The organism is Fimbriimonas ginsengisoli Gsoil 348, from assembly GCF_000724625.1.
GTDB classification, from domain to species: Bacteria; Armatimonadota; Fimbriimonadia; order Fimbriimonadales; family Fimbriimonadaceae; genus Fimbriimonas; species Fimbriimonas ginsengisoli.
In genome coordinates, this window is the sequence record NZ_CP007139.1 from 2,342,212 (window position 1) to 2,364,725 (window position 22,514).

The following is a 22,514-nucleotide window of genomic DNA, read 5'->3' on the forward strand; positions in this document are numbered from 1 at the left end:
TCTCCCCGGCGACTACCGTCGTACGTCTTTCAGGCTAGAAGCGCTAACCGGGACGCGACAAGAGGGATCTCGCTCGCTGGATTCCCATGCCCGGATCTTGCCGTCTTCGCAAGCGGCCACCACTTTCTTCCCATCCGCGGTAAAGAGAATGGATCGAACGGACCCGTTCGAGGCCTTCATGTCGGCGAGCTGAACGCCCGTAACGGCATCCCATAGCTGCCAAGACCCGCCATCGTTGGCGGTCACCACACGTTTGCCGTCGGGAGATAGATCGGCGCCGCCGATCCGTTGGGCGACGTTCCCCTGGAACTCCATTTTTTCGGTGAGGGAGGCCATGTCCCAAAGCACCGCCCGCCCATCGGCGCCGCAGGTGAAGAAGCTCTTTCCGTCGGCGGAGAAGGTCAAATTGGTGATGCGGAGGTTGTGTCGCTCCAACCTGGCCCTGACCTTGCCGGTATGGGCGTCCAGAACGAGCAGAGCCGCCGCTCCCACGAAGGCAAAGACGGAGTCTCCCCTCGGCGAGACCCAGAGCCCGTTACGCCAGCCCTCGGCATGGTATTTCCAAAGCACTTCGCCGGTTTCACCCGAGATGCCCAAGATATCGCTCGTTTGCGGCATCAAAATCGCGAACACGTCCCGAGCGATTCCGCCGGAAAAATTGATCGGAACCATCGGTAAACGAATCGGCTTTGCGTCGCTAAAGGGATCGGTAAAGATCGTCGCTTGGGCTGCGCCCTTCGTGTACTCCACTTGCCATCGGCCGTTGTACGTGTAGCCGCGAAAATGGGCCGGAGCGGGCGATAGTCGGCCTTGCACCAAGCCCGGGTCGGAGAATCGGAGGAGGCCACGGGGCGAGACCTGAAAGACGGCGAGGTTATTTTGGCCGTTGCGGCCGATTCGGTCTCCTTGGCCTAATATTCGAGGACCCACTGAGTTTCGGAGATCGAAGAGCCGTACCGACGCGGACGCCGCTACGATTTCTGAACTGGAAGCGGTCCCCGAAAGATTCCATATGTTGAGGATCGTCCCCAGTGGGTTGCCGGTTGGAAACTCTTCGACGATCGCCTTGCCCGTGCGGTCGAGGGTGACGACCTTTTGTTCTCCGTCCGAGAAGCAGCCAGCGGTCCGGGTTTCGCCAGGGGACCAGAGGCGCCGGTAGATCGTTTCGTGGCGATCGACGTCACGACCTATCGTCCCCGACTTGCCGTCCCCGTAAAGCAAGTATTTCCCTGAGTCGGACAGGTCGTAGAACGCGCCGCTGTCCTCGAGGGTGAAGCGATCCACCTCCCGGTGAGACGACGGCTCCATCACCACGACGTTGCGAAGGCCGGCTTTGCCGGCTCCGCGTCCGGGGGTGATCAGAACTCGGCTTCCATCTCGCGAGAAAGCCACTGGGAGTTCGATGGAAAGCCCCGGTCCCCCCCAACAAAAGGTTTGGTGACCGGTGGTCAGATTCCACAGATCGACCCTCCCGCCGGGAACTTTGTTAGGAAGCTCTTCCAGGGTGAGGACGATGTCCGAATTCGGGCGAGTCTCAAGGGTCGAGATCCTGCCGTCCGGATTTCCAATCCGCCTCAGTTCCTTGCGCGATATCAGATCGACCACGGGCGCCGGAGTGACTTGCGTATCGACAGTTAGGAAGCCGGTCTTGGTGGCGACCACTTGCTGGGTCGGCGTTAAATTTCTCGTGCAAATCGTCCGCTTAGACGTCCGGTCGATGACCGTCGCCGTCATGGTCACGTCGTCGGTCAGGCAGATGAGTCGGCCGTCCCACGTGAGATAGCCGTTCTCCCGCTTGCCCGGGGCTCGGTAGTCGAGGGTGTACTCCTCCTTCGCATCGTGGAGGCGCTTCATCCAGAGTCCCCATTCGATGCTCCGGTAAGGGCTGTTTTTCGTACGTTCCAGGATCTGTGCGATCCGCGGGGTGTCTCCGTTTTCCTCGAAGAGGCGGAGATTATTCATGTCCGCGATGTACAGCTCTCGGTCGAGGGCGACGGTTGCGGCTTCGGCCCTGCGTTGCGAGGTCCAGGCGAAGATTCCGAACGCGGCCACGGTTGCCAGAACCGCGGCGTAGGCGGCGGTGGCGCGAATGATTCCCCGGCGGAACGACTGTTGCAGCCGCAGCAACTCTTGCCCCGGCATGTTTTCTTGGATCCACTCCGCATCGAACACCCGCTGGTAGATCCGGTTTCTCGGGCGAAGCCGCATGCCGTCGGACCGGACCAAACCCGAGAGCTTGAGGAGGCTCGCCACCCGGTTTGCCTCGTCGTCGGTCACCGGTTTACCCTTGAGCGCGCGGGCGTACGCGGAAAGAAGGTCGGCTCGGAACCGTTCGGGGTCCGGCTCGGCAAAGCCGGCATTCAGAGCCCGATTCGCAACATCCGCCAGGTTGACGTTTCGATCGCGAGCCTTGGGCCCGAAGAGCTCCTTTTCGATCAAGTCGTCCACTTGCTTGGACGTTTGGATCGCGGGATCGGCCGCGATAGCGGCGCATAGGCTCTGGCTAAGGAACGGATGGCCTCCGGTCCAGTAGTGGACGCGCTCGATGAGCGTATCCCCGTTCGGGCCGAGCGCGCTTGCTAGCCTGCGCATCTCCTCGACCGTAAAATCCCGTAGGTAAACCCGCTCGCCGATGTTGAACGGCGTCGTCGTAGGGTTCCTAATCAGGTCGCTGGGCACCGCGACGCCGAGGATGCAGAAGGTCAGCCTTTGGAACGCGGGATCTTGCACGCGACGATTGAAACACTCCCGGATCCCGGCGAAGAATTCGTCGGTGTCGAAGGGAAGGTTGCGTGTGGCGTCGATCTCGTCGATGCAGAGAACGATCGGCTGTTCGACCTTTTCGAGGACCACCTCGCGGAGCGCGCCGAAAAAGCGTCGCATCGGCCCGAATTCGGACTTTGCCTTCCAATAGGCCAGGATCTCGGCTCTGAGTCCGAGAACCCGTCCAAGCTCCGCCGCCATGCCGATGTACCACTGGTCGGGCGTCACGTTCCGTCCCCCCATCTGCGTGAGATCGATGGACACGGTGCACCATCCCATCTGCTCCAGCTTCGCGAGCGTGCGGATTGAAAGGGAGGATTTCCCCATCTGGCGGGAGTTCAGGACGTAGCAGTATTGGGCGTTCCGCAGCGCCTCGAAGAGCTGCTGGTCGCAGTTACGCTCGACGTAGCTGGACGCATCCAGCGGCAACGTGCCGCCGGATACGAAGAAATTACTTTCACGACCCACCACCATCGGCGGTTCCGATACTACAACGATCCGGGAGGTTGTGGTGGAGGGTCGACAAGGATAAAAGAGGCTTGAGGCAGACCTGAATCCAACGCCGCTTGCACCCGGGGCGCGAGCGGAGCGATTTGTGAGCGTTTCTGCTTGTGGCGGAACGTCAGGACTTCGGCTTCAAACTGGCCAGGGCGTCGGCGAGGCGGGCTTTGTCGTCTTCGCTCTTTGCCTCCGCGAGCAACTTTTCGACGGCTATACGCTGGGCGGTGGCAAGCGCGTCTTCGGAGGCGACGTGAATGTCTGGGTCCACGCCGGTTCCTTCCCAGTTCGTCTTCGTATAAGGGTTGATCGCTCTGCCGACCGGTATGAAGGCGCCGAAGTGGTCGTTTAGCCGAACGACGCCGCCGGGATTTGCGCCTCCCCAGGTGCTGGTCCCCACGATCGTGGCGCGGCGCAGGTTCTTCAGGTCGTACGAGAACTCCTCGGCGCCCGAACCGGTTCGCTTGGAGGTCAGGACGTAGACCGGCTTACCGACATAGCGGCGACCCGGAAGCTTCGAAAGAGTCCAGAACTGCTCAGTCCGGTTACCCTCGCGCATATAGATATCGTTCAGGTGCACGGGCTTTGGGTCGAAGAGATAGCTGCAGAGGAGACGGACGGTCGCCGGGTCTCCACCTCCGTTGTAGCGGACGTCAATGATCAGCGCGTCGGTGTCGCCGACAAAGTCCATCGCGGCCTGGATCGGACGGGCCGCAATCTCCGGATCGAAGAATCCGTCCACCCGGATATAGCCGACGTTGCCGAGAAGGCGCTCGACCTTTTCGAATCCGGCGTTTGCCTTATGAGTGAACCATCTGTCCTGATCGATCTCTTTCTGCGACGGAGCGGCGCGTTGGGCTCGGACCGGAAGCGGCTTCTCGCTGTACCGGACGCGGAAGTGGGCATCTTTACAGATGGCGTTGATATCTTCCGTGAGCGCTTTGGCAAAGTCGGGACCCGCGCTCAACGTGTCGTAGCCTCCGGAGGCAAGCTTCGCTTTGAGCGCCTCGCCAGCTTTCTTTCCCAGGTCAGGGAATACGTACCGCTCCTGAATAGCGCTGACGAGCGAATCGATCGTGCTGCGACGGTCGTCGGCGGAGATGTCGGCGGCGACGAGGGAAAGGGAGAGGGCAAGCAGCGACGTGACCATGGGACGTTTTCAATACGGAATGCGACGGAGGATTGGTTTCAGCCGGCGATCTAATCTCACATGTCGAGCGTGCGCTTCAAAGCCTGCGAGACCTTTTCCGCCTCCTCCCGTGAAAGTTTCCCCTTCCGCTGGGTCAGGCGATTTTTTGGAACCGTTTGAATCTGTTCGCACTTGGCGAAGCTCTCCTCCGACAAACCATTGCCTTTACTGGGCAAGACCAGTGCATGAGAGGGGATGCGTTCGGAACCCTTTGTGCTAAACGGAACCACGATTGTGAGCTTGTAGCTCTCGACCCGGTTCAGATGATCGGTCTGGACAACCACACAGGGACGGACTCCGTTCTGCCGGCTATCGGGATGCTCGTTAAAGTCGCACATCCAGACCTGCCCGCGCTCAATCTGCAACGCGGTAAGCCTCCTGTTGGGCTCCAGTGGGGAAATCCATATCCTGCATTTCCGAGCTTCCCAAAAGGGCAAACCCCTCCGCCAGCGCTTCTTGGTCGAGCTTCTGGAGGCCCAACTCGAGTAGCTGCTCGATGACCTGGGTCTGTGAGCGACCGCGATCCTTGGCGATCTTTTCGATCCGATCCGCAGTCTCGGTTTGAATCCTCACTCCAATATGAACTTTGGACATAGACTCATTGTATTGCAAAACGTTGAACAATCTGTATTCATTTATCCAATAGCTGTAGTCGATCCCCCCTTTTTCGGAATCCGCTAACCGCTAACTGCCAACCGCCAACACCTCATCGGGTAAAAAGGAACAGACGAATGGACGACGCGCCCCGAGCTTTCACAACTTTCAGAAAGTTCATGCAAGCCTTGCATTTTCGAAAGCAGCTTGCGCGGAGCCCTTCGGCGGCAGTTTCTGAGGTGTCGTGGTGAACGTGAGTCGGTTCGCCAAGTACGCTTGGCTCGTCCTCCTTTACAATCTAGCCGCGGTGGCTTGGGGCGTCTACGTTCGCGCCAGCAAGTCGGGCGACGGATGCGGTAGCCATTGGCCGCTGTGCGATGGCGATAGCACCCCGCTGATGGGACCGGGCGCGAAGCTCGTCGAGATGTCCCACCGGATCTCCACCGGCCTCATCCTGCCGATGGCGCTGGTGATGGTGGTTTGGGCCTGGATCGCCTATCCGAAGAAGCATCTCGTCCGAAAGGCTTCCGGAACGGTCCTAGGATTTGTGATCATGGAGGCGCTGGTTGGCGCGGCGCTGGTTAAGTTCGGCCTCGTGACGACTAACGATTCGGCGGCAAGAGCCGGGGTTATGGCGTTCCATGTGGTCAGCACGTTCTTGCTGCTCGGCGCGATCTCGCTGGCCGCTCTTGGCGCAAGTGGATTGCCGACGCCGCGGCTGAAGGGCCAGAGCACAGTCGGCTGGATCATCGGCATGGCTTGCTTCGGCGTCATCACGCTCGGTGTCAGTGGCGCGATCTCCGCGCTCGGGCATCAGCTCCACGAGACGCCGAACGTCCTTCAGGCGGCGATGAACCCGGCGACCCACTGGATGGTCCGCCTCCAGCCGCTCCACCCGTTCATTGCGGCCAGCATCGGCTTGTATCTGATGCTCGCGGCGGGACTGCTACAGCACCTGAGGCCGGACCCGCGCGTTAAGGCGGCCACTCGTTGGGTGGTCGGTTTATTCCTGGCGCAGCTTGCGCTTGGCTCGCTCAATATTTGGCTGAAGGCGCCGATCGAGATGCAGATGGCGCATCTGATGCTGGCCGACGTCAACTGGATCTCGCTCGTCGCGCTGGGGGCGTTCTGCCTCGCCGATGGGATCGAGCGAGTCGAATCGCGTCCCGCGCCCGAAGAAGCGGGCGAGTTCGAGCCGCTTCGCGGGCGTGAGCTGATCAAGGCGTACATCGCTCTCACCAAACCCCGCGTCATCTCGCTTCTGCTCTTCACCACCCTGACCGCCATGGTCGCGGCGAAGGGGCAGTGGCCGGGCACATGGCTCTTCCTGGCGGTGGCGCTTGGCGGATATATGTCGGCGGGAGCCGCGAACGCGATCAATATGGTGATCGACCGCGACATCGACCTCGCGATGAAACGGACCGCGAAGCGTCCGACGGTGACCCAGTCGATCCCCTCGCGCGACGCGCTCCTATTCGCTTTCGCACTGGCCGCCTCTTCGTTCGCGCTCCTTTGGTTCGCCGGAACCTTGCTCAGCGCGGTGATGGCGTTTAGCGGATTGGTGTTCTACGTCGTCGTCTACACGATGCTTCTCAAGCGTCGCACTTGGTCGAACATCGTCATCGGCGGCGCGGCCGGCGCGTTCCCGCCGCTGGTCGGCTGGGCGGCGGTGACGAACGATCTTCCGCCGCTATCGCTCTATCTGTTCGCGATCATCTTCGTTTGGACGCCGGTGCATTTCTGGGCGCTGGCGCTGCTTCTGAAGGACGATTACGCGGCGGCCGGGGTGCCGATGCTGCCGTGTGTGAAAGGCGACCGCCATACCGTGATTCAGATCGGTATTTACGGGATCATCACGTTCATCGTGTCGCTGCTTCCGTTCCTGCTTCCCAAAGTCGGATGGATCTACGCGGGGGCGGCTTTCGTCCTTAACGCCATCTTGCTCTACCTGTGTGTCGAGCTTTATCGTCGCATCGACCGGCCGCGCGCAAGCCGCCTGTTCCATTATTCGATGCTCTACCTGGCCCTGCTTTTCCTCATGTTCGCGATCGATCGCGCGGTGGTGATGGCATGAAGTGGCACGGGCGGCCCGCCCGTGGGTATCACGCGCAGCCTGCGCGTGAAGTCGTTTGCTTTGAGGCCGAGAACCGCCTTGGGCGAGCCGCCCGCGTTACGCGAGCAAGACTTTACGCTCACTCGGTAGAATTCGTTTCACTTCCGACGCCGGTTCGTCACGGACGACAAGCCGCCGTTATTGCTGCGCACCGGAGGGGCAGCGCAGCGCGGAATCGCCCCCTCACAGCTACGGAGCAATCTTAATGTCTGCCCAAGTCTTTAAGCCGAGCGCCAACTCGATCGCCCAAGTCGCCATGTTGTCGATCGCGATCGGGGTGCCGACCGTATGGCTATCCATCGCGGGTCTCTCGCGATCGCCTGCCAACACCAAGGTCGACGTTCCGCTGAACCAGCCAGTGCCGTTCAGCCACCAGCACCATGCGTGGGAGCTTGGTATCGACTGCCGGTATTGCCACACCAGCGTGGAGAAGTCCTCCTATGCGGGCTTACCGTCGACCGAGACGTGCATGAGCTGCCACTCGCAGATCTGGACGAATTCGCCGCTCCTCGAGCCGGTACGCCGCAGCTACGAGACCGGCACGCCGATCAAGTGGAACCTCGTGAACAAGGTGCCCCAGTTCGTGCACTTCAACCACTCGATCCACATCAACCGCGGCATCAACTGCGACGTGTGCCACGGCGCCGTGCAGTACATGCAGATCACCTTTAAGGGGAACAGCTTCCAGATGGCGTGGTGCCTTCAGTGCCACCGCGCGCCGGAGCGGTATGTGTACAAAGACGAGACCGCGCCCGCTACCGAAGCGCCGCGAAACCAGGTTTTCAACCTCTACTGGAAGTTCCAAGAGAAAGGAATGTCCAACTTGAGCGATCGCGAGAAAGAGATCCTGCACGGAGATTACGGCGGATCGGACGACGCTCAGGATAAGACGAAGGGCAAGGAACTCGTGAGCAAGTACGGCATCCATGTGGCGCAATTGGCCGACTGTTCGGTTTGCCACTACTAGTCGCCGGATTGAAGATTTGTGACTGACGATTTGAGATTAACGATGGATACGAACACGGAGCAGCGGTTTGACGTCGAGGCAGCGCGAGAGCAGCTCGCGGGCCAGGGCGGCAAGCGTTACTGGCGCACGCTCAGCGAGCTAGCGGACACGCCGGAATTTCAACTGTGGGTCGAGGACGAGTTCCCGAACCGCCGGTCGATCATGCAGATCAACCGGCGCGACCTGCTGAAGTTCATGGGCGCATCGATGGCGCTCGCGGGGCTTTCCGGTTGCCGCGGCGTCTTCCTTCCGGAAGACAAGGTCGTCCCGTACGTTCGCCAGCCGGAAGAGCTGGTTCCGGGCAAGTCGCTTTATTACGCCAGCGCGATTACGCTGGGCGGATACGCAACCGGCGTCCTCGTCGAGCAGCAAGAGGGGCGTCCGATCAAGATCGAAGGAAATCCGGAGCACCCGGCTTCCCTCGGCGCGCTCGACTCGATCAGCCAGGCGCAAGTCCTAGGATTCTACGATCCCGATCGCGCCGGATCGGTTTTGAACCGGGCCAACCTTGGTTTCGATGCGGATCTCTCCTCCTGGGAACTGTTCGAAGCGTCTATCAAGAAGCTGTTGGCCGACAAGCAGAAGACCGGCGGAGCCAGCATTCGCATCCTCACCGGCTCGGTCACCTCGCCGACGTTCATCGGTCTGATGACGCGGTTCCTGGCGAAATACCCCGCGGTGAAGTGGCACGCCTATGAGCCGGTCGGCCGGGCGAATGCCCACGAGGGCTCCCGCCTCGCCCTTGGCGGCGCGTACGACACGATCTACGATTTCAGCAAGGCGAACGTGGTGTTCTCCCTCGACGGGGACTTCCTGAGTTCGGTCTCGAATCCGGCCGCCCTTGTCAATGCCCGACAATTCGCGGAGAAGCGGCGGGTGAAGGGTTACGAGGGGACGATGAATCGTCTCTACGCCATTCAAAGCACGCCCACCCTCGCGGGGGCGATGGCCGACCACTGCTGGACGGTTCGCGGCTCCGAGGTTTACGCCCACGCCCTGGCGCTGGCGGCCGCTCTCGGCGTGCCTGGAGTCAGCGCGGCCGGAGGCTCTTCGATCAGCGCCGCGCATCTCGCGGCGGTCGCGAAGGATCTGACGGATAACGCAGGAGCGAGCATCGTCATCACCGGCGACCACCAGCCGCCGCAGGTGCACGCGCTTGTCCAGGCGATCAATAGCCACCTCCGAAACTTTGGCGCGACCGTCACCCACATTCCGGCGGTCGATGTCACCGCCAATCCGGCCGGTTCTCCGGTCGCGGTGGGTGATCTCGCTACGTTGGTTCAGGACCTGAACGGAAACGCGGTCGACACGCTGATCGTCATGGAGGCGAACCCGGTTTACGACGCCCCGGCCGACCTCAACTTCCGCGACGCGATGCTGAAGGCGCGGACCAAGATCCGCTTCGGCGCGTACGACGACGAGACGAGCCTTTGGTCGGAGTGGCACCTACCGCTCGCGCATGAGCTGGAAGCCTGGGGCGACGCCCGCGCGTTCGACGGAACGCTGAGCGTCATCCAACCGCTGATCGCTCCGCTTTACGAAGGTCGCTCGGCGATCGAGTTCCTCGCCACGCTGCTCGACGAGCCAAAGGGTGGCTACGACCTGGTGCGCGATCACTGGCATCAGAGCGGAGTCTTCGGTTCGCCGGCTCCCGCGGGCAGCAAATTCGATAACGCATTCGAAAAGAATTGGCGGACGGTCGTCCACGACGGCCTGGTGAAGAATTCCGCGGTAGCCCCGGCAACGGTTACCGTCACGCTCGACGCGGCGTCCCTTCCTGCCCCGCAGAAGGTAGAGGGAATCGAAGTCAATTTCCGTCCCGACCCCTGCGTTTACGACGGCCGGTACACCAACAACGGCTGGCTTATGGAGCTGCCGCGCCCGCTGACGAAGCTCACGTGGGATAACGCCGCGATCATGGGGCCGAAGATGGCGAAGTCGCTCGGAGTAGCCGACGACGACGTCGTCCAGCTCACCCTGAACGGCAAGAACGTGAAGGCGCCAGTCTTTGTGCAGCCCGGACATCCGGATCAGGCGATCACCGTCCACCTCGGCTTCGGCCGAACGAGGGGCGGCGTCGTCGCATCGGTCGGTGACAACGGCGAGAAGATCGACACCGTCACTTCGTCCATCAACGACAAGATGGGTGGCGGCGGATTCGACGGCTACGCCCTGCGAACCCAAGCCGCGCCCTACTTCCAAGGCGGTCTCACCGTCACCGTTCTCTCGCGCAACAGCTACGACCTCGCGACCACCCAGGGACACCAGCCGCTGGATGGCAACCACATCCCGCAGTTCGAGGGAGACGAGCGAGAAGTCGTCGTCGAGCACAACCTCGCTACCTTCCTGGCCAAAGGGAAAGAGATCGAGGAGAAGCGGAAGGAAGAATATAAGGAGCTGAACGACCAGAATCTCTTCCCCGACCAGATCTTCCAATACGAGGGGCTGCAATGGGGCATGACGATCGACCTCAACACCTGCATCGGCTGTAACGCATGCGTTACAGCTTGCCAGGCGGAGAACAACATCCCGGTCGTCGGCAAAGAGCAGGTGGCGCGCCATCGCGAGATGCACTGGATCCGAATCGACCGCTACTACAGCGGCGGAGACGACGATCCCGCGGTTTCCTGGCAGCCGGTGATGTGCGTCCAGTGCGAGAAGGCCCCCTGCGAGCCGGTTTGTCCGGTCGCGGCGACGGTCCACTCTCACGAGGGGCTGAACCAGATGACGTACAACCGTTGCGTCGGTACCCGATACTGCAGCAACAACTGCCCCTACAAGGTCCGCCGGTTCAACTATCTGAACTTCACGGACAACCAGAAGCAGTTCGACGTCCACCTCGACGAGAAACCGAGGATCCCGCTCCTTCGGATGCTGAACAACCCGAACGTCACCGTTCGCGGACGCGGCGTCATGGAGAAGTGCACCTACTGCACGCAGCGGATCAACGAGGTTCGCATCGAAGCGAAGAAGCAGAACCGCGATCCGCTGGACGGCGAGATCGTAACGGCATGCCAGCAGGCGTGTCCGACCCAGACGATCGTGTTCGGCAACATCGCCGATCCGAAGGCGAAGGTTACCGAGCTTCGGCACGACCCCCGCGCCTACCTTCTTCTGGAAGAATTGCTTACCCGACCCCGCACTTCGCACCTCGCGAAGCTGCGCAACCCCAATCCCGAGATCCACGGCGCAGCGGCGGCCGGCGCGACGGAGGGAGCCTAACCTATGGCTATCCGAGAACCATTGAACGACCGGATGATCACCGGCCAGCAGACCTACGCGACGCTGGACGAGAGCATCGGGTCGCTCATTCTGAATCAGAAGCGTCACAAGAGGGCCTGGTGGATCTTCTTCGTGGTCGGCCTCTTGGGCACCGGCTTGCTTGCCACGTCGATCACCTGGCTCGTTTATAAGGGAATCGGCATCTGGGGCAACAATGTCCCGGTCGGCTGGGCGTTCGACATCGTCAACTTCGTCTGGTGGATCGGTATCGGCCACGCGGGAACGCTGATTTCGGCGATTCTGCTCTTGCTCCAACAGACTTGGCGTAACTCGATCAACCGCTTCGCGGAAGCGATGACGATCTTTGCGGTCATGTGCGCCGCCATGTTCCCATTGCTGCACACCGGACGTCCATGGGTCGCCATCTACTGGCTCTTCCCGTACCCGAACATCATGGCGCTCTGGCCGCAGTTCCGGTCGGCGCTCATGTGGGACGTTTTCGCGGTCTCCACGTACTTCACGGTTTCGCTTCTCTTCTGGTACATCGGCCTCATCCCCGACTTCGCCACCCTTCGAGATAAGTCGAAGAAGAAGTGGATGAAGGTGCTGTTCGCGCTTCTCTGCTTTGGCTGGCGTGGCAGCAACCGTCACTGGCACCGATACGAGCAGGCGTACCTGATCCTCGCGGGTCTCTCGACGCCGCTGGTTCTGTCGGTCCACTCGATCGTGTCCTTCGACTTTGCGATCTCACAGGTGCCGGGATGGAACGTCACGATCTTCCCGCCGTACTTCGTCGCGGGCGCCGTCTTTGCCGGCTTTGCGATGGTTCTGACCTTCCTGATCCCGGTTCGTAAGGCTTACAAACTCGAGAATCTGGTGACGATGCGCCACATCGACTGGATGGCGAAGATCACCCTCGCCACCGGCCTCATCGTTTTCTACGGCTATATCCTGGAAGTCTTCTACGCCTGGTACAGCGGCAACCCGAACGAGTGGGACATGACGTTCAACCGGCGCTTTACCGGTCCCTACTCCTGGGCCTACTTCTTGCTGATCTTCTGCAACGGAATCCTGCCGCAAGTTCTCTGGTTCCCGAAGCTTCGGACCAATCTGAACTTCCTCTGGGTTGTCTGTCAGTTCGTCGGTCTCGGTATGTGGCTGGAGCGGTTCGTCATCATCCCGATGTCGCTCACGGCCGAATACCTGCCGTCGATGAACAAGATGTACTACCCAACCCCTTGGGACTTCGCCATGTTCGGCGGCACGATCGGGTTCTTCATCTTCTTGATGTTCCTCTTCATCCGCTTCATGCCGGTCATCAACATTTTCGAAATGAAGGTCTTGCTCTTCAATCTTCTCGGCCACAAGGACTCGCCTAACGGCGAGGTCGTCGCGGCGACGGAGGCTTCACACTAATGTCGCACGGACACGATCCCGTGGTCCCGCAGCCGTTTGGCTTGGTGGCCGAATTCGACTCCGCCGAGGCGTTGTTGGCGGCGGCGGAGAAGACGAAAGAAGCCGGATACCGGAAAACGGACGCTTACAGTCCGTTCCCGATCCACGGGCTGTCGGAGGCGATCGGGTTCCACGACGTCCGCCTCCCATGGATCATCTTCATGGGCGGACTCATTGGATGTACCTTCGGCTACACCCTCCAGTGGTACACGGCGGTCATCGACCTACCGATGAACGTCGGCGGCAAGCCGTTGAACTCGATCCCGGCGTTCTTCCCGGTCACCTACGAAAGCACGATCCTGTTCTCGGCCCTCACGGCAGTCTTCGCCATGATGGCGCTCAACCGGCTGCCGAAGCCGTACCACTCGATTTTCAACACCCCCGGTTTCGAGCGGGCGACCCAAGATCGATTCTTCCTAGCGATCGAATCGCGGGATAAGCAGTACGACGCCGAGGGAACCCGCCAATTTCTCCAGGGCCTTAACCCGCTCACGTTGAACGAGGTTATGGAATGAAGGACCCACGAATGGCCAAGACCACAAGCCACATCTCCCGCGCATTGGCCCTCGGCTCGCTGGCGATCTTCGTCGCCGGTTGCAACACCGACATGTGGCGACAGCCTCGGCATGAGCCGCTGGATGCGAGCGAATTCTTCGCCGACGGCGCCGCAAACCGTCCGTTGGTACCGGGCTCGATCCCTCGCGGCCACCTCCGAGAGGACGCCCCGTTCTTCACGGGCATTCAAGACGGTCACTGGGTCGACAAGCTTCCGATGCCGGTAACCGCCGATTTGATCAAGCGGGGCCAGGATCGATTCCGGATCTACTGCACGCCGTGCCACGGACAGCTTGGCGACGGAAACGGCATGATTTCGAAGCGCGGGTTCGCCCTCCGGCGCCCGCCCGGCAACTACCACACGGATCGCCTGCGCAAGATGCCGGTGGGGCACTTCTACGATGTGATCACGAACGGCTACGGCGCGATGTACAGCTATGCATCGCGTATCGAGCCGCAGGACCGCTGGGCCGTCGTCGCGTACATCCGCGCGCTGCAGCTTAGCCAAAACGCTACTCCGGCCGACGCCGACCCGGTCGAGCTCGAGAAGAGCACCCATCCCGCTCCCGCCGAAGCCGCTTCGGGCGAAGGAGCGAAGTCCGAGGGCTAATCCGCTCGCGGAACGAACAACATGGCTATCACGACTCACGAAACCACGACCGGAACGGCGCCTCAACTGCGGATAAGCAGCCTGGGCCGGCCGATGCTGATTCTGGGGATTGTCCTCATCGCGATCACGGGAATAAAGCTTTTCGGGGCGGACAACCACGAAATGTACGCCTCGTACATGTTCGGGGTCATGTTCTGGATGAGCCTGACGCTTGGGCTGTTCGGAATGTCGATCCTGCACCACTGCGTGCGAGGTCGCTGGTCGGTCCCATTCGTAAGGCTGATGGAGGCGGGCGGCGGTCCGGCGGCGCTTCTCACCATGGCCGTCCTGTTCCTGCCGTTCGTTTTGAATCCCGGCGTGCTGTACGATTGGGCCGACCCAGTGAAGCGAGCGGCGGATCACGTGATGAACCACCGAAGCGCCTACATGAATCCGATGGGCTTTACCATTCGGTACGTGGCGTTCTTCGCAATCTGGATCGCCTACTCCTGGTTCATGCGAAGATCGGTTCTTCGCCAAGAGGCGGGTGGCGGATTCAAGCTCGAGATCAGTCGCACCGCTTGGGGGGCCGCGGGAATCGTGATGTTCTTCCTCACGGTCACCTTTGCGCTTACCGACTGGCTTATGTCGATGGATAACCACTGGTTCTCCACCATGTACGGGACCTGGTTCATCATCATGTCGTGCGGCGCCGGCTTGGCGTTCTGCTTGATGATCTTCAACGCGAACTCGGATAAAGAGCCGTATCGAAGTGTGATTTCCCCGACCCTGACCCGCGACCAGGGCAACATGCAGTTCACCCTGACGATGCTTTGGGGCTACACCTCGCTTTCGCAGTTCCTCATCATCTGGAACGGCAACATCCCCGAGACCACGAGCTACTACAAGAACCGAAGCTCCGACATGTTCCCGCCCGGAATGGCGAGCAACCACTGGGGAATCCTCGGCATGGCGCTCATGATCGGCCGGTTCTTCATCCCGTTCTTCGCGCTGCTGTCGCCGCGCATCAAGAAGTATCCAGAGAACCTTCGACTGGTCGGAGGCTGGATCCTTGTAATGCACTTTATCGAAATCTATCTCTTGGTGCAGCCGTCGATTCCTGGCCGCGCGATCCAAGGCCCGTTTGCCGCGCATTTCGTGTGGGACCTGCTGGCTTGGGCCGGAGTGGGCGCGATCTGGATCGCCGTATTTGCCCTGCAGACCGCGAAAGCGCCGCTGGTACCGACTTACGACCACCGATTGGAGGCGATGAAGCATGCACACTAACGAGCCGCGAGAAGATCCGCTGGTCGAACTCGGTTACGAGATCCGCGACGTCGATTATCCGAAGACCCGGAAGGCAATCATTTACTTCTTGAGCTTCGGAGCGTTTTGCGCCGTCGTCGGATGGTTTATCTATGCCAACCGCTTTTGGATTTTCCGAGTCACCGACACGCGAGTTGGACCGCACGAAGCGCTTGCTCGCCGAATCCCGCAGGACCCGAATCCGCTCCTTCAGGACAACGTGGGGTCGAAGGTCGACATCTCCGATTTCCGGAAGGAAGAGAGCGCCAAGCTCAATACCACCGGCTACATGGACAAGGCGCTGACTCGCGTTCATATCCCGATCGACCGCGCGATCGACCTGATCGCTCAGCGGGGAATCGTTCCCACTAACCGAACCGTCCCGGCCGTTTCGAAGGGGAACACGACCAACCAGAACCAGATGCCGACCGGGGTGCAGACGCAAACTCCGACCGAAAAACCTGGACAACCAGGTGTGCCCGGAATCGTTCAGCCGCCTGCGCCCCTTGGTGGCGGCACCAGTAGCGAAGGCATTGTGCATCTTAGCAGCCCCAACGGATCGCCCAAAACTGCGCCCAAAAGGGCCGGCCAATAGCTGAGAACTAGGTGAAACGACAAATGAAACCGAACGCAATGAACCCGAAGACGACGAAGGCAGCTCTGCTCGCCCTCTGTCTGGGGCTTGCCGCGTTCGCGCCGGCCCAAGACGGAGACCGGAAGAACGAGTCTCCGCTTGCCCGAACGATGGGCATCACCCAGCGGCTCGGCCAACCGGTGCCCAAGGACGTCGAGTTCAAGGACGAGGACGGCAAGACGATCCGCTTCGGCGATCTGATGGGCAAGCGCCCGATGATCATCCTCCCGATCTTTTTCCAGTGCCGAACCGGTTGTCCGCTGATCACGGACGCCACCATGAAAACGTTGGCGAAGGCCAACAAAGTCGACAACGAGCTCGTACCGGGGCGCGACGTCGAGATGGTGCTCCTCAGCATCGACCCCCTCGAAACGCCGGAGCTCGCCCGCGCCAAGAAGCAGCTCGTTCTTAACGCTATGGAGCCGCCAAACGCGCCCGAAGGATGGCGCGAGAACGCATCCAAGGGATGGCACCTCCTGACGGGCGACCTAGAGTCGATCCATAAGGTCACCGACGCCATCGGATTCAAATACAAGTTCGATCCGGTCAAGCACCTGATCAACCACCCGACGTGCACCGTGATGCTGACGCCCAGCGGGCGGGTCAGCAGCTACACGATCGGCAACGATTTTCCGACTCGCGTGATTCAGCAGAATTTCGCGGTCGCAAAGAAAGAAGAGATTGGCGATAAAGCCGATCAATCGATGATGTTCGGCTGCATCATGCTCGACCCCGTGACCGGTAAGTACCGGATCGTGGTCGAGAATGTCATGCGAGTTGCCGGTGTCCTCACGATCGTCGTGGTAGGGCTCTGGATTTTTCTAATGAGTCGAAACAGCAAGCGCGAGGAGCGGCTGCGGGGCCTCGATCCCCGTGCGCTGAAGCGTGGCTAACACAGATATGTTCAACTTTCCCCTGGCGCCTCCATCCGCATCGAACTTCGCTGGCGAGCATGACCTCGTGTTCTATGCGCTTTGTTTGCTGTCGCTCTTCTTCCTCGTCATCGTGACGGTCGGCATTATCGCGTTCTCCATCCGGTACCGGGCAGGGAACAAGGTGGACCGCTCCCGCCCCATGTACGAGAACCTGAAGATCGAGCTCACGCTAACCTTCGTCCCGCTGATCCTCGGCATCGGGATGTTTTGGCTCGGCGCCCGCGTATTCGTCGAAATGCGCACGCCCCCCAAAGACGCGCAAGAAATTTTCGTCGTGGGCAAACAATGGATGTGGCACATCCAGCACGGTAACGGAGTTAGGGAGAACAACACGCTCCACGTTCCGGTCGGCAAGCCGGTCAAGCTGACCATGATCTCTCAGGACGTCATCCATGGCTTGTACATCCCAGCGTTCCGGGTGCAGATGCACGTGGTGCCTGGACGCTACACCAGCCTCTGGTTCACCGCCACCAAGGCGGGCGAATACCACCTCTTCTGCTCCATGTACTGCGGAACGCAGCACTCGGAAATGGGAGGCAAGGTCGTCGCTATGGAGGCGGGTGAGTACGCGAAGTGGCTGGCCAACGGAGGAATGTCCGTCGCCCCGATGTCGATGGAGCAAGCCGGACAGAAAATCTACAACAAGGTCGGCTGCAACAATTGCCATGGTGAAACCAGCACCCCGCGCGCTCCGACCCTGATGGGGATCTACAACACGAAGCGAACGTTCACCGACGGTTCGTCGCTGGTGGCGAACGAGGAGTATCTGCGCGAGTCGATCCTCCGCCCGTACAACCACCTGACCCAAGGGTACGACGAGACGATGCCCGCCTACGACGGCCAGTTGACCGAAGGAGACGTCCTTAACCTGATCGCCTACATCAAGGCGATGGGGACGACCGCCGGCTCGACCACCCCGACGAGCATCGTCAATCGGAGAACCGCGCCGACCAACGCCACTGGCCAAGATGTGCCCGACACGCTTTCGGTCGGTGCGATGCAGTACAACCAAGAAGACCCCAACGCTACGCCGACCGTGCGTAACAACACCCCCGCGGTGGGTGCGATCGCCGCTGAGAAAGGAAAGAATCCATGAGCGCCACTGTCATCCGTCCTGACGACCACTTTGAGGAGGTGCACGAACCGGTCAATTACGCCAACAACGGGCACACCATCAAATCGTGGTTGTTGACCCACGACCATAAGCGGATCGCGATCCTCTATCTCGTATCCACGGCGTTCTTCTTCTTGCTGGGCGGCATCGCGGCGGGCCTGATCCGCTACGAGCTGACGAGCCCTGCCGGCGTCATCCTGGAGTCCGAGACCTACAACAAGGTCTTCTCCTCGCACGGCATTCTGATGATCTTCACGTTCCTGGTGCCGGCGATTCCGGCGATCTTCGGGAACTTCGTCTTGCCATTGATGATAGGCGCGCGTGACGTCGCCTTTCCCAAGCTCAACCTTCTGAGCTGGTACCTCTACATGGCGGGCGGCGGCTGCATCCTCTGGGGAATCCTAGGCGGCGGCGTCGACACTGGTTGGACCTTCTATACGCCGCTTTCGAGTACCTACTCGAATGGCCAAGTGACGATTACCATCATCGGAATCTTCATCGGAGGCTTCTCGTCGATCACCACCGGCGTCAACTTCATCACCACCATCCACAAGATGCGGGCGCCCGGTATGACCTGGTTCCGGTTGCCGCTCTTTGTTTGGTCGATGTACGCCACGAGCATCATTTTCGTGCTCGGCACGCCGGTCATCGCGATCACGCTTCTCCTCGTCGTATTCGAGCGCGCTTTCCACCTGCCGATCTTCGCTCCGGAGCTTGGCGGCGACCCGGTTCTATTCCAGCACCTGTTCTGGTTTTATAGCCACCCGGCCGTCTACATTATGATTCTGCCGGGCTTCGGAGTCATCTCGGAGCTCATCGCGAACTTTAGCCGTAAGCGGGTCTTCGGTTACCACTTCGTCGCGTTCTCCTCGCTCGCCATCGCCGGCTTGGGATTCCTCGTGTGGGGCCACCACATGTTCATCTCCAGCCAGTCGATGTATGAAGGGATCGTCTTCTCGCTCATCAGCTTCTTGGTCGCGGTTCCGTCCGCCATCAAGATCTTCAACTGGACTCTAACGCTCTACAAAGGCAGCGTCCGCCTGCAAGCGCCGATGCTGTACGCACTCGGCTTTATGGGACTGTTCACAGTGGGCGGTCTCACCGGTCTCTTCCTCGCCTCGATGGGGACCGACGTTCACCTGACGAACACCTACTTCATCGTCGCCCACTTCCACTACGTGATGGTCGGCGGGCAGATGATGGCCTACCTTGGCGCCCTCCACTACTGGTGGCCCAAGATGACCGGGCGAATGTACAACGACGGCATGGCGAAGTTCGCCGCGCTTATCGTGTTCATCGGATTCAACCTCACGTTCTTCCCGCAGTTCATCGTGGGTTGGCTCGGTATGCCGCGCCGGTACCACTACTACTATTTCGCGCCGGAGTATCAGGCGTATCACATCATGTCGTCGCTGGGCGCGTCGATCTTGGCGCTCGGCTTCATTCTGCCGGCGTTCTATCTCACCGCCTCCCTGATCAACGGCAAGAAGGCGAGTGCGAACCCGTGGGGCGCCCACGGTCTCGAGTGGGAGACGGCGTCGCCGCCTCCGACGAGCAACTTCATCGAGACGCCGATCGTCACCGACGAGGTTTACGACTTCGACCCGGCAAGCGAGTTCGAGCAGGAAGCTGGTAGCCACCGCATCCTGCACGGCGACGAGCCCGGTCTTCAGACGAAGGACGGCGACCGACTGCCGCAGGATCGATCGTCAAAGGGAGATGAGTAACTAGATGGCCGCGATTCCCGATCACACCCTGGTTCACGACCACGGCCATGATCCCGCGCTGGGGCACCAGTTCGAGAACATGGAGCAGCAGACCGAGAGCTACTTGGTCGGCATGTGGACGTTCCTCGCCCAGGAGGTCATGTTCTTCGGCGCGCTGTTCGTGACTTTCACGCTCTATCGGTGGAACTATCAGGTTGACTTCTGGAAGGCCCACGAGCACCTGAACGTAGTCATGGGCGGCGTTAACACCTTCGTGCTGCTGGTGAGCTCGTTCTTCATGGTATTAGCGGTGCAAGGTGCGCAGCTCAAGAAGAGAGGTCAAGTGCTTACGTGCCTAACCCTCGTTCAAGCGTGCGCGTTCACGTTCCTTACGATCAAGTACTTCGAATACTCGTCTAAGTTTGCGGACCACCTCTACCCCGGGGTCGGGTTCACCACGAATCCTGAGCATGTGCACGGCGCCAACCTAAACCACGCCCAGATCTTCTACGGACTCTACTTCGGCATGACGGGCCTCCATGCGGTGCACATCATCGTGGGAATTATCGTGATTGCCGTCGTGATGTACCTGTGGTACAAGCGAGCCGCATCGGTGACTCAAGACTTCGTCTACACCGAGATGGTCGGTCTTTACTGGCACTTCGTCGACCTTGTCTGGATCTTCCTATTCCCGTTGTTCTACCTCCAGGCGCCGCCCATTCCCGGCCTCAAGTAACCATGGCGAAATCACCCCTTCAACACGCTCATCACGTCGTTCCGACGTCGACTTACGTCATGACCTTCCTGGCGTTGGCGGCGCTGATGCTTCTAACGATCTTCGCCTCGTACTGGACGCTGCCTGGGGGCGTGCTGTCGAACAACATCCTGGCCATGGTCATCGCCTCGGCGAAGGCGTTCCTCGTCATCTGGATATTCATGGGGATCAAATGGGCGACTAAGCTGGCTCGGCTCTGGGCGGTTGCCGGCTTCATCGTCTTCCCGCTGATGTTCATCATGTTCCAGGACTTCTTCGCCCGTCACAACGAGATCGTTCCGAGCTGGGGCGGCCAGCGAGAGTCGGCCCTCCCACGCGTCATGGACCCGGTTGGAAACAGCGCTCCTGCCAAAGGCGCCAGCGCCGGCCTCCGCCCTCGAGGCTAACCCCCCGTGGCGCCGGCTTCCAGCCGGCAGCCCAAAGCTCTGGTCGCATAGTGACCAGAGCTTTTTTGTTAGGCCCGGCCTAACAAAGCGAAGGTCCACACAATTAGGAGAATGCCCAATACCTCCGAGCCCAGATACTGGACCAGCCCCGAAGGCGGCGACCTATCAAAGCTAAGGGTGCAGCGAAGCGGAACCCTGGTAACGAATCGGCCCAACCCCAAGCCCTGAAAGCGGCGACATCTGCACCTATCTTATGGAAGTTGTTTGGGCTTACTGACTCCTCTTGCGGAGAGACGGTTGGATTGTGAACACGGCGGCTCCTGATATTGTTAGGGTGATATCGCCGCTTTCAGGGCTCAGAGCGTCTGTCGGCTCCTTTACCAGGGTTCCGCTTCGCTGCACCCTTAGCTTTGAGACATAGCCTCTTCGAGGCCGGCCGAGGCGGTTTTTTTAGTCTTCGACCAGAGTCAGGAACTGCCCCTGAACCCAGGCAAGGAACTCCTCCGCCGAAGTTTCCTTTCCAAAGGTCCGGGGCTCGCCCCAGACCAGGGTTACCGTCCGGAAGGCCGGCCGCGGAATCGTCTTCCCGTACGGCATCATCCGTTGCGAACCGCTGATACCCACGCAGATCACCGGCGTTCCCGCCATGCGGGCGATCAGCGCAACACCCGGTTTCAGCTCTTGGAGCTCGCCGTCCTCGCTGATCTGACCCTCGGGAAAGATCCCGACCGCCTCCCCCGTCTTCAGAAGGTCGGCCGAAAACTTGAGCGCCTTGCGGTCGGGCTCTCCTCGTTTTACGGCGAACGCCCCAAAAAAGCGCATCAGCCGGCCGATCACCGGCAGATCGAACAACTCGCTCTTCGCCATGAAATGAACCGGACGGCCGCACGCGTATTGCACGAGGATCGGGTCCATATCCGCGATGTGATTCGCCAAGATGAGCACTCCTCCCTCCTTCGGCACTCGGTACGCTCCGCGCACCTTTACGGGACCCAAGAGCACGAGTAGCGCTCCGGCGACCATTCGGCCAAGGGGAAGCCAAAACTTGCGGAATCCGGCGGGAAACGGACCGACGACCAGCTCATCGGCCACGTAACACCATGGCTACCGCCTCGGGAAACGCCTGGTGCTCCAACTTGAGCACGCGGGCGGCAAGGGTTTCCGGCGTATCTCCCGGCTCGACCGGGCATCGCTTCTGAAGCACGACCGGCCCCTCATCGTACTCGCTCGTCACCAAATGCACCGTGCATCCGCTCTCCAACTCCCCCGCCTCGAGAACCGCCTTGTGGACTCGCAGGCCATACATCCCTTTGCCGCCGAACTTGGGAAGGAGGCTGGGGTGGATGTTGAGGACCCCTTTTGGGAAAGAGTGGAGAACAGCATCCGGAATTAGGCGGAGAAACCCCGCGAGGCAGAGTACGTCGCAGCCGGCGAATGCGCCCAGCAACTCCTCCGTGTAGTGCTCTCCCGGCGCGACGACCGCCGTCGGTAAGCCCATCTCTCGGGCCACCCCCAGCGCCGGCGCCTCCGCACTTGCCGCGACGACCCGCTTAACGTCCGCGTCGAGCCGGCCCTCGGCGCAGGCTCGGGCCAGCGCCGCCATATTGCTCCCCCGTCCCCGAGGCCCCACCAAAATTCCGATTCCCGCCTTCACTCTGGTTAGTTATAGCGGTTC

At 60.6% G+C, this 22,514-nt stretch carries 19 protein-coding genes; 13 read left to right on the forward strand and 6 right to left on the reverse strand.

Annotated features, from left to right (window positions below):
* Nucleotides 1-12 precede the first annotated feature (12 nt).
* The 4 genes from OP10G_RS24420 to OP10G_RS10735 form a co-directional block, all read right to left on the reverse strand.
* Nucleotides 13-3,237 (reverse strand): AAA-like domain-containing protein, encoded by a 3,225-nt coding sequence (locus tag OP10G_RS24420; RefSeq protein WP_025225891.1) that lies wholly within the window; start codon nt 3,235-3,237, stop codon nt 13-15.
* 148 nt (nt 3,238-3,385) lie between these two features.
* Complete coding sequence (locus OP10G_RS10725) at nt 3,386-4,411, reverse strand: S41 family peptidase (protein WP_025225890.1); 1,026 nt, start codon at nt 4,409-4,411, stop codon at nt 3,386-3,388.
* 56 nt (nt 4,412-4,467) lie between these two features.
* Nucleotides 4,468-4,815 (reverse strand): type II toxin-antitoxin system PemK/MazF family toxin, encoded by a 348-nt coding sequence (locus OP10G_RS10730; protein ID WP_025225889.1) that lies wholly within the window; start codon nt 4,813-4,815, stop codon nt 4,468-4,470.
* Nucleotides 4,805-5,044: a ribbon-helix-helix protein, CopG family gene (locus OP10G_RS10735; RefSeq protein WP_144241099.1), complete on the reverse strand. Its 240-nt coding sequence runs from the start codon at nt 5,042-5,044 to the stop codon at nt 4,805-4,807. Before OP10G_RS10735 ends, OP10G_RS10730 begins: the two co-directional genes overlap by 11 nt.
* A 247-nt stretch (nt 5,045-5,291) precedes the next feature.
* Between OP10G_RS10735 and OP10G_RS10740 the strand changes: the two genes are divergently transcribed.
* The 13 genes from OP10G_RS10740 to OP10G_RS10800 all read left to right on the forward strand — a co-directional run bounded on the left by OP10G_RS10740 (nt 5,292) and on the right by OP10G_RS10800 (nt 20,839).
* Entirely contained in the window at nt 5,292-7,118 is a 1,827-nt protein-coding gene (locus tag OP10G_RS10740) for a heme o synthase (RefSeq protein ID WP_025225887.1), read from the forward strand.
* 244 nt (nt 7,119-7,362) lie between these two features.
* Nucleotides 7,363-8,124 carry a cytochrome c3 family protein gene (locus tag OP10G_RS10745; protein WP_025225886.1) on the forward strand — a complete coding sequence of 254 codons (762 nt, stop codon included), beginning with the start codon at nt 7,363-7,365 and terminating at the stop codon, nt 8,122-8,124.
* A gap of 42 nt (nt 8,125-8,166) precedes the next feature.
* Nucleotides 8,167-11,385 (forward strand): TAT-variant-translocated molybdopterin oxidoreductase, encoded by a 3,219-nt coding sequence (locus tag OP10G_RS10750; protein ID WP_025225885.1) that lies wholly within the window; start codon nt 8,167-8,169, stop codon nt 11,383-11,385.
* Between the two features lie 3 nt (nt 11,386-11,388).
* Nucleotides 11,389-12,801: an NrfD/PsrC family molybdoenzyme membrane anchor subunit gene (gene nrfD / locus OP10G_RS10755; RefSeq protein WP_025225884.1), complete on the forward strand. Its 1,413-nt coding sequence runs from the start codon at nt 11,389-11,391 to the stop codon at nt 12,799-12,801.
* Nucleotides 12,801-13,355, forward strand: coding sequence for a DUF3341 domain-containing protein (locus OP10G_RS10760; RefSeq protein WP_025225883.1), 555 nt, complete (start codon nt 12,801-12,803; stop codon nt 13,353-13,355). Before nrfD ends, OP10G_RS10760 begins: the two co-directional genes overlap by 1 nt.
* Nucleotides 13,352-14,005 (forward strand): c-type cytochrome, encoded by a 654-nt coding sequence (locus OP10G_RS10765; RefSeq protein ID WP_025225882.1) that lies wholly within the window; start codon nt 13,352-13,354, stop codon nt 14,003-14,005. The genes OP10G_RS10760 and OP10G_RS10765 overlap by 4 nt, the downstream gene beginning before the upstream one ends.
* A 21-nt stretch (nt 14,006-14,026) precedes the next feature.
* On the forward strand, nt 14,027-15,271 hold the full coding sequence (locus OP10G_RS10770) for a hypothetical protein (protein ID WP_025225881.1): 1,245 nt from the start codon (nt 14,027-14,029) through the stop codon (nt 15,269-15,271).
* Entirely contained in the window at nt 15,261-15,884 is a 624-nt protein-coding gene (locus OP10G_RS10775; RefSeq protein ID WP_025225880.1) for a hypothetical protein, read from the forward strand. Before OP10G_RS10770 ends, OP10G_RS10775 begins: the two co-directional genes overlap by 11 nt.
* Nucleotides 15,885-15,907: 23 nt before the next feature.
* Nucleotides 15,908-16,816: an SCO family protein gene (locus OP10G_RS10780; protein ID WP_025225879.1), complete on the forward strand. Its 909-nt coding sequence runs from the start codon at nt 15,908-15,910 to the stop codon at nt 16,814-16,816.
* A gap of 7 nt (nt 16,817-16,823) precedes the next feature.
* A complete protein-coding gene (coxB, locus tag OP10G_RS10785; protein WP_025225878.1) occupies nt 16,824-17,954 on the forward strand; it encodes a cytochrome c oxidase subunit II in 1,131 nt (376 codons plus the stop codon).
* Nucleotides 17,951-19,699, forward strand: a complete 1,749-nt coding sequence (locus tag OP10G_RS10790) for a cytochrome c oxidase subunit I (RefSeq protein ID WP_025225877.1) — start codon at nt 17,951-17,953, stop codon at nt 19,697-19,699. The genes coxB and OP10G_RS10790 overlap by 4 nt, the downstream gene beginning before the upstream one ends.
* A 4-nt stretch (nt 19,700-19,703) precedes the next feature.
* Complete coding sequence (locus tag OP10G_RS10795) at nt 19,704-20,414, forward strand: cytochrome c oxidase subunit 3 (RefSeq protein ID WP_025225876.1); 711 nt, start codon at nt 19,704-19,706, stop codon at nt 20,412-20,414.
* A gap of 2 nt (nt 20,415-20,416) precedes the next feature.
* Nucleotides 20,417-20,839 (forward strand): cytochrome C oxidase subunit IV family protein, encoded by a 423-nt coding sequence (locus OP10G_RS10800; protein WP_025225875.1) that lies wholly within the window; start codon nt 20,417-20,419, stop codon nt 20,837-20,839.
* A 450-nt stretch (nt 20,840-21,289) separates the two neighbouring features.
* Here OP10G_RS10800 and OP10G_RS10805 read toward each other — a convergent pair whose 3' ends face one another.
* A complete protein-coding gene (locus OP10G_RS10805; RefSeq protein ID WP_025225874.1) occupies nt 21,290-21,931 on the reverse strand; it encodes a lysophospholipid acyltransferase family protein in 642 nt (213 codons plus the stop codon).
* Complete coding sequence (gene purN / locus OP10G_RS10810) at nt 21,921-22,493, reverse strand: phosphoribosylglycinamide formyltransferase (RefSeq protein WP_052547699.1); 573 nt, start codon at nt 22,491-22,493, stop codon at nt 21,921-21,923. Before purN ends, OP10G_RS10805 begins: the two co-directional genes overlap by 11 nt.
* Between the last annotated feature and the right edge of the window lie 21 nt (nt 22,494-22,514).